General features: G+C 72.6%; 7 protein-coding genes and 1 pseudogene. 6 read left to right on the plus strand and 2 right to left on the minus strand.

Going from position 1 to position 11,955, the window contains the following annotated elements:
- Positions 1 to 852: GAF domain-containing protein (locus N4P33_RS25250; protein ID WP_260829046.1), on the minus strand; the 852-nt coding region annotated here is incomplete at its 3' end.
- A 382-nt stretch (positions 853 to 1,234) separates the two neighbouring features.
- Here N4P33_RS25250 and N4P33_RS25255 point away from each other — a divergent pair.
- The gene (locus N4P33_RS25255) at positions 1,235 to 3,379 is read left to right on the plus strand and encodes a SpoIIE family protein phosphatase (protein ID WP_260829047.1); all 2,145 of its coding nucleotides are present in this window, start codon (positions 1,235 to 1,237) and stop codon (positions 3,377 to 3,379) included.
- Between the two features lie 126 nt (positions 3,380 to 3,505).
- On the opposite strand, the gene N4P33_RS25260 is transcribed toward N4P33_RS25255, so the two are convergent.
- Positions 3,506 to 4,855 carry a S1 family peptidase gene (locus tag N4P33_RS25260; RefSeq protein ID WP_260829048.1) on the minus strand — a complete coding sequence of 450 codons (1,350 nt, stop codon included), beginning with the start codon at positions 4,853 to 4,855 and terminating at the stop codon, positions 3,506 to 3,508.
- Positions 4,856 to 5,484: 629 nt separating this feature from the next.
- Here N4P33_RS25260 and N4P33_RS25265 point away from each other — a divergent pair.
- The 5 genes and pseudogenes from N4P33_RS25265 to N4P33_RS25285 form a co-directional block, all read left to right on the plus strand.
- On the plus strand, positions 5,485 to 5,700 hold the full coding sequence (locus N4P33_RS25265; protein ID WP_260829049.1) for a type A2 lantipeptide: 216 nt from the start codon (positions 5,485 to 5,487) through the stop codon (positions 5,698 to 5,700).
- Between the two features lie 108 nt (positions 5,701 to 5,808).
- Entirely contained in the window at positions 5,809 to 6,615 is an 807-nt protein-coding gene (locus tag N4P33_RS25270) for an HlyD family efflux transporter periplasmic adaptor subunit (RefSeq protein ID WP_260829050.1), read from the plus strand.
- Positions 6,612 to 8,834, plus strand: coding sequence for an NHLP family bacteriocin export ABC transporter peptidase/permease/ATPase subunit (locus tag N4P33_RS25275; RefSeq protein WP_260829051.1), 2,223 nt, complete (start codon positions 6,612 to 6,614; stop codon positions 8,832 to 8,834). Before N4P33_RS25270 ends, N4P33_RS25275 begins: the two co-directional genes overlap by 4 nt.
- Position 8,835: 1 nt before the next feature.
- On the plus strand, positions 8,836 to 11,652 hold the full coding sequence (locus N4P33_RS25280; protein ID WP_260829052.1) for an NHLP bacteriocin export ABC transporter permease/ATPase subunit: 2,817 nt from the start codon (positions 8,836 to 8,838) through the stop codon (positions 11,650 to 11,652).
- Between the two features lie 72 nt (positions 11,653 to 11,724).
- Positions 11,725 to 11,955 (plus strand): annotated as a pseudogene (locus N4P33_RS25285) (Ppx/GppA family phosphatase); the annotation flags it as partial.

Below are 11,955 nucleotides of genomic sequence, written 5' to 3' on the forward strand. Positions count from 1 at the left end.
GGAGCGCAGGGTGGAGGCGTCGGCGACGGAGCCCACCAGGCGGGCGGGGCGGCCCTCGCCGCCGGACAGCAGCCGGCCGCGCAGCCGCAGCCACTTCGGCGGGCCGGCGGGCTGCAGCACCCGGAACTCCAGCTCGCGGTCGCCGATGGACATGTGGTCGGCCTCGACGACGGACATCAGCGAGGGCAGGTCCTCCGGCACGGTCAGGCTCAGCAGGGTCTCCACCCGGCCGTCGAAGTCGTCGGGGTCGAGGCCGAACAGCTCCAGGATGCCGTCGCCGACGCGGACCCGGCCGCTGTCCATGGCGAGGCTGAAGGCGCCGGGCGGGAGGTCCGCGCCGTCGGGGGCCGCGGCCGGGGCGGGGAAGGCGACGGCGTCGGCGACGAGCCGCAGACAGGCCCGGTCGTCGGCGCCGAAGCCGTCGGGGCGCTCGGTGACGGCGAGCAGACAGCCGCCGCCGTCGCGCACGGGCAGGGCGGCCAGGGAGAAGTCACGGGCCGGTATGCGCCGGGACTGCGCGTGCTCGGACAGCTCCTTCGGGCCGAGCCACACCGGCTGCCCGCCGCGCAGGGCCTCGGCGACCGGGGAGCGTCCGGCCGTGGGGTAGCTGTCGCGTACGCCGTAGAGGGTGCCCGGGGCTCCGGCCGACTCGACCAGGTGCAGCAGCTCGCCGTCGGTCGAGGGCGTGTACACGGCGACGAAGGCGGCGCCCGCGAAGACGAGCGCCTGTTCCAGGACCCTGCGCAGACGTTCGGGGGACTCCTGGTCGACCGTGATCGTCCTGAGGGCGCCTTCCGCACGCAGAATCTTCGTGCTGCGTCCCGCAGCGCCCTCACCGACCACGTTGGCCATTACAGCGCTAATGAGACACCCGCGCAGCCCCTGCGGGCGATCCGTGGAGGTCAGGGGTGCGTGGGCGCACGATACGTGCCGAATGTACGGACCTGGGCGACTCGGTGTACGGACCTGGGCGGCGCGCTCACGGGCGCGCGCCGGGCACGGCGGGGAAACGGGGGGCGCGCGGGGGCACGGCCCCGGCGTGCGGGGGCGCGGCCCCGGCGTGCGGGCGCAAGACCGGGGTAGACGGAAGTGCACCGTGGCCGCCGGCCGCGCTCTGCTCCCCACGGGGGCCGGGAACCCCGCCCCCTCTTCGGCGCTCGCCGTGCGGGACCGCCCCGTAGGGAGGAGATTGGATCCGGAGTCGGTGGGGCGGCCGTGCGAGGAGGTGGTCGGCGTGTCCGACGGGCAGTCGTCCGCGCAGGCGCCGGCGAGTGTGCGAGCGCCGGTCGGGCGTCCGCTGCTCTCGTTGACGCTGGCTTCGATGATGGACGAGGTGCACGCCCACTCCGGGGCGGTGTATCTGCTCTCGCCGGAGCAGCCGGTGCTGGAGATGGCGGTGATGGCGGGCCTGCCCCGCGCCTTCGCGGCGCCCTGGGAGCGGGTGGGGCTCAGTGCGCCGATCCCGGTGTCCGACGCGGTGCGCGAGCGCCGGCTGGTGTGGGTCGGCGACCAGGAGGACATGGCGCGTCGCTATCCCCGGATCGCGGTCGTCCTGCCGTACCCCTTCTCCCTGGCCGCGCTGCCGGTGGCGACCGAGACCAAGGCGTACGGGGCGATCTTCGTGACCTGGCCCGGCACCCATCCGCCGGAGCTGTCCGACTGGGAGCGCGATCATCTGACCGCGGCCTGCGACCGGCTGGCGATGCGGCTGGAGCGGGCCGCTGAGCAGAGCGTGCCGGTGCTGCCGGAGCCCGATCTGCTGGCCGCGCCGCTGGTGGGCGGGGTGGCCGGCACGCTGGGCTCGGTGGAGGCGGCCCGGATGGTGGCGCGGCTGCCGTACGGGCTGTGCTCGCTCGACCTGCACGGACGGGTCGGCTTCGCGAACGCGGCGGCGAGCGAGTTGCTGGACGTTCCGGTCACGCGGCTGATCGGCGCGCATCTGTGGGCGTCCGTGCCGTGGCTGAACGATCCGGTGTACGAGGACCGCTACCGGGCGGCGCTGTTCAGCCAGCATGTGACGTCGTTCGTGGCGCTGCGGCCGCCCGGCGAGTGGCTGTCGTTCCGGCTGTACCCGAGCACGAACGGGCTGAGCGTGCGGATCAGCCGGGCCCGCGGCGTGGCGGAGATGAACCGGGCCGCCCCGCCACCCGGCGAGGCGCCGAGACGGCTGGTCAGCATCACACAGGTGCTGAGCCTCGCGGGGGCGCTGACCGAGGCGGTGGGCGTGCAGGACGTGGTGCAGCTCGTCGCCGACGAGATCGCGCCCGCGGTGGGCAGCCAGGGGCTGGTGGTGCTGGGGTCCCGGGCCGGGCGGCTGCGGGTGCTGGGGCACCGGGGATACGAGGATCCGGGGGTCGTGGAGCGGTACGACGGGATGCCGCTGTCCGAGCCGACGCCCGGGAGCCAGGTGCTGCGCAGCGGCGTGCCCGCGTTCTTCGAGACCCGGGACGAGATCGAGCGGCTGTATCCGGCGATCACCGTGAACCCGTCCTCCTTCTCCGCGTTCGCCTATCTGCCGCTGATCGCCTCGGGGCGGCCGGTGGGGACGTGTGTGCTGTCGTACGCGGCGCCGCACCACTTCGCGACGGAGGAGCGGGCGGTGCTGACGAGTCTGGCGAGCCTGATCGCGCAGGCGCTGGAGCGGGCGCTGCTGTACGACGCCAAGCACCGGCTGGCGCACGGCTTGCAGGAGGCGCTGCTGCCGCACTCGCTGCCCTCGCTGGACGGCATCGAGGCGGCGGCCCGTTATCTGCCGGCCACTCAGGGCATGGAGATCGGCGGCGACTTCTACGACCTGGTGCCGACGCAGGGCAAGGCCGCGGCGGTCATCGGCGATGTCCAGGGGCACAACGTGACGGCGGCGGGGCTGATGGGGCAGGTCCGTACGGCGGTGCGGGCGTACACGGCGGTGGGGCAGGCGCCGGAGGAGGTCATGCGCAGCACCAACCGGCTGCTGCTCGACCTGGGGTCCGATCTGTTCGCGAGCTGCCTGTATCTGCGGCTGGATCCGGCGCGGGGGCGGGCCGTGATGGCCCGTGCGGGTCATCCGCCGCCGCTGCTGAGGAAGCCGGACGGGCGGGCGCGGGTGCTGGATCTGGCCGGTGGGCCGCTGCTCGGGATCGACGGTTCGGCGACGTATCCGACGACGGAGGTCGCCCTCTCCCCCGGCTCCCTGCTGGTGCTCTACACCGACGGCCTGGTCGAATCCCCCGGCACGGATTTCGAGGACGCCCTGACCGACCTCCGCCACCGTCTCACCGACCTCGGCGACCGTCCTCTGGACGACCTCGCCGACGCGCTGGTGCAGCATGCGGCCGATGCGGAGGGGCGGTTGGACGACATCGCGCTGCTGTTGCTGCGGGCGCTGCCGGACGGCTGACGCCGGTCGCGGGCGGCGCGGAGGCAACCGTCGCGGGCGGCGCGGAGCCGGCCCGGTCCCGTCACCGTGGGGTGCGGGGCCGGGCCGGTGATCGCCCTTCACCGGGCGGTCGGCTCGGGAGCCGGGTCAGCCGGTCTGTGTCAGACCGGAGCCGTCCTCGGCCTCCTGCCCGTTGCCGACGCCCTGGCCGTTGTCCGCGCCTTGACCGTTGCCGGCACCCTGCTCATTGCCCGCGCCCTGGCCGTTTCCGGCACCCTGGCCGTTGCCCGCGCCCTGGTCGTCGCCGGCTTCCTCGCCCGCGCCCTGCTCACCGGCGCCGGCCTCCTCGCCGCCCGCCTGGTCGCCGGCGCCCTCGCCGCCCTCGCCGAGGGTCGCGCCCACCGCGGCCAGTGCTGTGGTGACCGGCTGGAAGAAGGTCTCGCCGCCCTGGGTGCAGTCGCCGCTGCCGCCCGAGGTGAGGCCGAGGGCGAGGCCGTCCTGGGTGAACATCGAGCCGCCGCTGTCGCCGGGCTCGGCGCAGACGTTGGTCTGGATGAGGCCGGTGACCGTGCCCTCGGGGTAGTTCACCGTGGCGTCGAGGCCGAGCACCTGGCCGTCGGCGAGCCCGGTGGTGCTGCCCATCCGGAACACCTCCTGGCCGACGGTGGCCTCCGCGGCCTGGCTGATCGCCACGGTCTGGCCGCCGACATTGACCTCGCTGGGCGCCTCGGTCGCCGGGTCGTTGTACTTGACGAGCGCGAAGTCCCCCTCGCCGGGGAAGACGGACTGGTCGACGGTGGCGATCGGCTGGCCGCCCTGCTGGTCGGACCACTCGTTGCCGCCGAGCGTGCAGTGACCGGCCGTCAGGAAGGCGGGGGTGCCGTCGCTCGCGGTGACGTTGAAGCCGAGGGAGCAGCGCGAGCCGCCCGCGAAGATGGCGTCGCCGCCGGAGACGAACGGCTTGAACGTGCCCGCGGACTTCTTGATGGTCGCCATGCCGGAGCCGAGGCTCCGCACGGTGGACTCCAGTCTGTCCCACTTCTCGCCGGTCACCGTGCTGTCCGCGGTGACGAGGATCTTGTTGGTGCGCGGGTCGACGGCCCACGAGGTGCCGGGGATGGTGGCCTTGGCCTTCAGGGTCTGCGCCCCGCTCTCCAGCTCCTGCATGCTGTTGTCGACCTCGCGGACGACCGCGCCCGCCCGCTTCGCCTGCACGATGACGTTGTTGTTGTCGCCGGGTATGACGTTGACGACGAGCTGCTGCTTGTCGCCGTCGTAGTACGAGCCGGCGAACGCGTCACCGAGGAGCCCGGAGAGCTGCGAGGCGAGATCCGAGGCATCGCCCGCCTTCAGTGTCTTCGGCGCCGCCGCCGCATCGTCCGACGCGCCGTCCTGGGACGCGTTGGCGTTCGGCAGCAGGATGGCGGCGGCGCCGAGCGCCACCACGCTGCCCGCCGCGATCGCGGCCTTGCGCTTCGGAATTCGCTTGTGACTCAAACTTCTCGACCTCCTGGGGGGACGGGAGTCGTGCCGCCGTGCGGCAGCAGTTCGGGGCGCCTGGATGGCAGGTGGTACGCACGGGTCGTACGGGGCGTTCAAATGCCTGTGCGGACGCGCGGTTGACGGAACGGAACCGGCCACGGCACACCGATCGAAACGAGACGCGATCAACACACACAGCGATCGGCCGGATGCGATCCGTTGCGATCACGGAGCGGAATCCTGGCTTCAGCGAATCTGCACATCGAATGCCCAACCCGGTCACCGGCGCAGGCAACCGTCCACACGCCGGCGGCCCCACTCACGCCTTTGGGGCCGGTGTGCCGGATTCCTTCCCCCGGGAGGCAAGCGGCGGGATGAGCCGATGCGGTGGGGCATGTGAAGAAGTCGCCACCGAGCCGTGCGCCGATCTGCACGGTTGGGCGCCGCAGCGCCGCAAGTTCCCTGGTGAGGGGCTTGGTTGATTGGAAGCCCGCGCCCGCCGCGTGCTTTGATCCATCGCACCGCAAGGCCGTTCCGGGCTCCCGGCGACGGGCGTTCGGCGCCCGCGCGGTCGCGGCCTTCGCTGTCCCCAGAGGGGGCCGCTCTCCCCCTTGTGAAATATCCATACGAAGGGAAGTTCCATCATGAACTCCACCCCCCAGTTCGAGACCGTCGAGATCTCTGACGCCGAGCTCGACAGCGTCTCCGGCGGCCTGTCCGTGAACGCCGTGAACACCCTGACGGGCGCGGTGGACAGCATCGCCCCGGTCTCCGCCGTGGTGGACACGGTCGTCGGCACCGTCGAGGGTGCCACCGGCCTGAACACCGCCCCGGTCACGAACCTGGTCGCCGGTCTCTGATCGCGCCTTGTGCCCCTTGAGTCCCGGAGCCGTACCCGCGGTTCCGGGACTCAGCGGTGCCGTCACCCGTCGTCACGTCGCTCGAGTCCCGCAGGTGAGGGAAGACCCGTGCAGTTCCGCCAACAGGCCCTCGCCAAGCTCCAGTCACCGGAGGAGCTGGACCTCCCGGTGCGTCTCGCCCGCCCGCAGGGGTGGCTGGTGCTGTCCGTGGCCGTGATCGCGATGGCCGCCGCCTCGGTGTGGGCGGTGACCGGATCGGTGTCGTCCACGGTCAGCGCGCCCGCCATTCTCACGCACGGGCAGGGCAGTTACGTCCTCCAGAGCCCCGTCGCCGGCCAGGTCACCGCGGTCCTCGCGAAGCAGGGCACACGCCTGCCCGCCAACTCCCCGGTGCTGAAAGTCCGTACCGGACAGGGCGACACCGTCGTGCGCACCCTGGACGCGGGCCGCGTCACCGCGCTCGCCGCCAGCGTGGGGCAGATCATCCGGACGGGCGCGAACGTCGCCGCCGTCGAGAAGGTCGCCCGCGCCAAGGACCCCCTCTACGCCACCGTGTACGTCCCCGCCGAGAGCGCCGCCGGGATTCCCGCGCACGCCTCCGTCGACCTGACCGTGCAGTCGGTGCCGAGCGAGGAGTACGGCGTGCTGCACGGCGAGGTGAAGTCCGTGGACCGCTCGGCGCAGTCCCCGCAGCAGATCGCCGCGTTCCTCGGCGACAGCCAGCTGGGCGAGGAGTTCACCAAGAAGGGCAGGCCCGTGGCCGTCACGGTCGAGCTGGAGAAGTCGTCCGCCACGAAGAGCGGCTACGCATGGTCCTCGGCGGACGGCCCGCCGTTCGAGCTGACGTCGATGACCCTGGCCACCGGTTCGATCCGGCTGGCCGACCGGCGTCCCGTCGACTGGCTGCTGCCGTGAGCACCGCGCAGCAGTCCCGCGGCAGACGCCGCGCCGCCCCTCCCCGCCGCAGCGTGCCCAAGTCCCGCACCCGGACCGTCCGTACGCCCACCGTGCTGCAGATGGAGGCCGTCGAGTGCGGCGCCGCCTCCCTGGCGATGGTGCTCGGCCACTACGGCCGCCATGTCCCGCTCGAGGAGCTGCGCATCGCCTGCGGTGTCTCCCGCGACGGCTCGCGCGCCAGCAATCTGCTGAAGGCGGCGCGCAGTTACGGCCTGACCGCCAAGGGTATGCAGATGGACCTCGCGGCCCTCGCGGAGGTGCAGGGGCCGGCGATCCTGTTCTGGGAGTTCAACCACTACGTCGTCTACGACGGCATGGGGCGCCGCTTCGGCCGCCGCGGGGTGTTCGTCAACGACCCCGGCAAGGGCCGCCGTTTCGTCCCGCTGGAGGACTTCGACGGCAGCTTCACCGGCGTCGTGCTGGTGATGGAGCCCGGCGAGGACTTCAAGCGGGGCGGCCGCAAGCCGGGGGTGCTCGGGGCGATGCCGGCCCGGCTGCGCGGCACGGCGGGCACGATGCCCGCGGTGGTGCTCGCCAGCCTGCTGCTGGTGGCGGTGGGCGCTGCGCTGCCCGGGCTCAGCCGTACCTTCATCGACGACTTCCTGATCGGTCACCGGACGTCGACGCTGGACGTGCTGTTCCTGTCGATGGGTGCGTGTGTGCTGCTCACCCTGGTGCTGACCTGGTTGCAGCAGGCCAATCTGCTGCACGGCCGGATCATCTCCTCCACGCTGTCCAGCGCGCGCTTCCTGCGCCATCTGCTGCGGCTGCCGGTGACGTTCTTCTCCCAGCGCAGCCCGGCCGATCTGGTGCAGCGACTGCAGTCCAACGACGCCGTGGCCGAGACGCTGGCCCGCGATCTGTCGGCGGCGGGCGTGGACGCGGTGGTGGTCGTGCTGTACGCGGTGCTGCTGTACACCTACGACCCGCAGCTGACGTTCGTCGGCGTCGGGGTGGCGCTGCTGAACCTGGTGGCGATGCGGGTCGTCGTCCGGCTGCGCGCGACCCGCACGGCGAAGCTGCGCGCGGACACCGCACGGCTCACCAACACGGCGTACACCGGTCTGCAGCTGATCGAGACGATGAAGGCGACCGGCGGCGAGGACGGCTACTTCCGCAAGTGGGCGGGGCAGCACGCGACCACGCTGGAGGAGCAGCAGCGGCTCGGGGTGCCGAGCGCCTGGCTGGGTGTGGTCGCGCCGACGCTCGCCACGCTCAACAGCGCGCTGATCCTGTGGATCGGCGGGATGCGGGCGGTCGAGGGGCACATCTCGGTGGGTCTGCTGGTCGCCTTCCAGGCGCTGGTCACCCGCTTCACCGCACCGCTGACCCGGCTCAACGGCGTCGTGGGCCGGATCCAGGACTTCGCGGCCGACGTGGCCCGGCTGAAGGACGTGGAGAACTTCCGCGCCGACCCGCTCTACGGGCGGCCCGGCGCCGGGGAGTCGACGCGCCGGCTGCACGGTCATGTCGAGCTGCAGAACATCACCTTCGGCTACAACCCGCTCGACCAGCCGCTGCTGACCGGTTTCGACCTGACGGTGGGACCCGGGCAGCAGGTGGCGCTCGTCGGCGGCTCGGGCAGCGGCAAGTCCACGGTGTCCCGGCTCATCTCGGGCCTGTACGCGCCGTGGGAGGGCGTGATCCGCATCGACGGCCGGCGCATCGAGGACATCCCGCGCGGCGCGCTCGCGGCGTCCGTCTCCTTCGTCGACCAGGACGTGTTCCTGTTCGAGGGAACGGTCCGCGACAACGTGGCGCTGTGGGACCCGTCGATCCCGGACGACGCCGTGGTCGAGGCGCTGAAGGACGCCGCCCTGTACGACGTGATCATGCGCCGTCCGGGCGGCATCCACAGTCCGGTCGAGCAGGACGGGCGGAACTATTCCGGCGGGCAGCGCCAGCGCCTGGAGATCGCCCGGGCCCTGGTGCGGCGGCCCAGCATCCTGGTGCTCGACGAGGTGACCAGCGCGCTGGACGCCGAGACCGAGCAGGTGGTGATGGACAACCTGCGCCGCCGCGGCTGCGCCTGCGTGGTGATCGCGCACCGGCTGAGCACGGTCCGCGACAGCGACGAGATCGTCGTCCTCGACCACGGCACGGTGGTGGAGCGCGGACGGCACGAGGAGCTGGTGGCGCGCGGCGGCGCGTACGCGGCGCTGGTCAGGGAGCGGTGAGATGACCTCGGTACATCAGGGGGACCTCGTCCTCGACGCGCTCGGGCAGCTCGGTACGCGGATCGACTGCGCCGGGTTCAGCCGCCTCGACCTGGAAGGTCCCCAGGTGCTGTGGCTGATCGCGTCCGGCGCGGTGGACCTGTTCGCGGTGGACGCCGAGCAGCAGGGCCACTGGCACCACCTGGGCCGGCTGGAGGCGGGCTCGCTGCTGCTCGGTCCGGGGGCGGGCCCCCGGCACACGCTGGTGGCGCGTCCGCTGCGGGACTGCGTGGTGCACCGCATCGGCCTGCGCGAGCTGTACCAGCCCGCGACCACCGAGACCTGGTCGTACGACGAGTACGGCAACCCCCAGTACGTGCCGCCGGCCACCAGCCCGCTGGAGTACGCTCTCGCCCTCGGCGTCGGCCGCAGCCTGGCGGTGCTGTTCCAGGCGCCGATGGCGAGCGAGCGCGGCGCGGCGCCCGCCGACGACGAGGTCTTCTGGATGCAGGTGCCGCCGGGCAGCGTGCAGTACGGCTCGCTGTACGGCGCCGAGGCGGCGGCCGATCTGCTGATGGACCCGGCGCTGTGGCAGTCCATGGTGGACCAGCAGTACCGGCTGATGACCACGCTGGACCGCTGGATCGAGCAGCTGGAGCAGACCCACGAGACGCGCACCGCGGAGGGCATCAAGGCCGGTGAGGCGGTGCGCGCCCAGGCCGACCGGACGCTGCTCGCCGCGATCGGCAAGCGCTCCGCGCAGCGCACCACGGCCGCCGACGCGGACGCCACCTACGCGGCGTGCAAGCTGGTGGCGCGCGCGGCGGGGATCACCCTCGCCGAGCCCGCCCAGGCGGGGACCGGCGGCGACCGGCTCGATCCGGTGGAGCGGATCGCCGTGGCCTCCCTGCTGCGGACCCGGGCCGTACGGCTGGACGGCCGCTGGTGGCGGGAGAACGTGGGGCCGCTGGTGGGTCACCGGGCCCTGTCGGGTGCGCCGGTGGCGCTGCTGTGGCGGCGCGGCGGCTATGTGGCGGTGCATCCCTCGACCGGCCGGGAGACGCCGATCGAGAGGGCGAACGCCGAGGAGTTCGAGCCGCGCGCGGTGATGTTCTACCGGCCGCTGCCCGAGCGGCGGCTGAGCCCGCTCCGGCTGATGCGGTTCTGTATGACGGGCACCCGCGGTGATCTGACGGCGCTGCTGCTGAGCGGTCTGGTGACGGTGGCGATCGGGGCGCTGGTGCCGATCGCGACCGGCAAGGTGCTCGGCGAGTTCGTGCCGAAGGCGCAGACCGGGCTGATCGTGCAGGTGTGTCTCGCGGTGATCCTCAGCAGCGTGGTCGCGGCGGTGTTCATGCTGCTGCAGAACCTGACGCTGCTGCGGCTGGAGGGGCGGGTGGAGGCCACGCTCCAGCCGGCCGTCTGGGACCGGCTGCTGAGGCTGCCGACGACGTTCTTCACCGAGCGGTCGACCGGTGAGCTGGCGAGCGCCGCCATGGGCATCAGCGCGATCCGCCGGCTGCTGGCCGGGGTGGGCCCGACGGTGGCCCAGTCGGTCACCGTGGGCGCGATGAACCTGGGGCTGCTGCTGTGGTTCAGCGTGCCGATGGCGCTCGCGGCGATGGGGATGCTGGTCGTCATCGCGGGCGTGTTCCTGGGACTCGGGCTGTGGCAGGTGCGCTGGCAGCGGCGGCTCGTGGTGCTCACCAACAAGCTGAACAACCAGGCCTTCCAGACCCTGCGCGGGCTGCCCAAGCTGCGGGTGGCTGCCGCCGAGAACTACGCGTACGCCGCCTGGGCGTCCGAGTTCGCCCGCAGCCGTGAGCTGCAGCAGAAGGCGGGCCGGATCAAGAACCTGACGGCGGTGCTGGGCTCGGTCTATCTGCCGCTGTGCACGTTGGCGATGTTCATGCTGCTGGCGGGACCGGCGCGGGGCTCGATGACGGCGGCCGAGTTCCTCACCTTCAACACCTCGGTGACGATGGTGCTGACCTCCGTCACCCAGCTGACCGGCGCGTTCGTGTCCGGGGTGGCCGCGCTGCCGCTGTTCGAACAGATCAAGCCGGTCCTCGACGCCACCCCGGAGGTGCGTGCGGCGAGCACCCGGCCGGGGCCGCTGACCGGGGCGATCGAGGCGCGGCGGCTGTCGTTCCGCTACACCGACGACGGGCCGCTGGTCCTCGACGACGTGTCCTTCGAGGTGCGGCCGGGCGAGTTCGTGGCGATCGTCGGCCCCAGCGGCTGCGGCAAGTCGACGCTGCTGCGGCTGCTGATCGGCTTCGACAAGCCGCTGTCCGGCAGCGTGCTCTACGACGGTCAGGACCTGGCCGCGCTCGACCAGTCGGCGGTGCGCAGGCAGTGCGGTGTGGTGCTCCAGCACGCGCAGCCGTTCACCGGCTCGATCCTGGACGTCATCTGCGGCACCGAGCCGTACACGCCGGAGGAGGCGATGGCGGCGGCGGAGATGGCGGGGCTGGCCGAGGACATCAAACGGATGCCGATGGGGCTGCACACCATCGTGTCCGGCAGCGGTGCGGTCTCCGGCGGTCAGCGGCAGCGGCTGATGATCGCCCAGGCGCTGATCCGCCGGCCGCGGATCCTCTTCTTCGACGAGGCGACCAGCGCCCTGGACAACGAGACGCAGCGCACGGTGATCGAGAGCACCAAGGCGCTGGAAGCGACCCGGATCGTCATCGCGCACCGGCTGTCGACGGTGCTGGACGCGGACCGGGTGATCGTGATGGAGGACGGCAAGGTGGTCCAGCAGGGGCCGCCCGCCCGGCTCCTCGCCGACACGAGCGGCCGGCTGCACGAGCTGGTGCGGCGGCAGATGGCCTGAATTCGCATGTCGGGGAGCCGGCGTGCGGGTGAAGAACGGGTGAATCACCCCCGGCGGGGTACCCACCGGGCCATGCGGACGAGCGTGGTGGATGTGGGTTCGAAGACGGTCAGACTCGTGGTGGCGGACACGGACGGCGGGGCGCCCCTGCCGGTGCACACGGCGAAGTGGCCGCTGCGGCTGTCGGAGCATGTGACGCCGGGCGATCCGGTGCCGGAGGCGGCGGTGGAGGGGCTCGTCGACGCGGTGGACGCGGCGCGCCGGGCAGCCGAGCGCTGGGGTGCGGCCGGTCCGCTGGCCTTC

The organism is Streptomyces sp. 15-116A (assembly GCF_025290915.1).
In the GTDB taxonomy this organism is placed as follows: domain Bacteria; phylum Actinomycetota; class Actinomycetes; order Streptomycetales; family Streptomycetaceae; genus Streptomyces.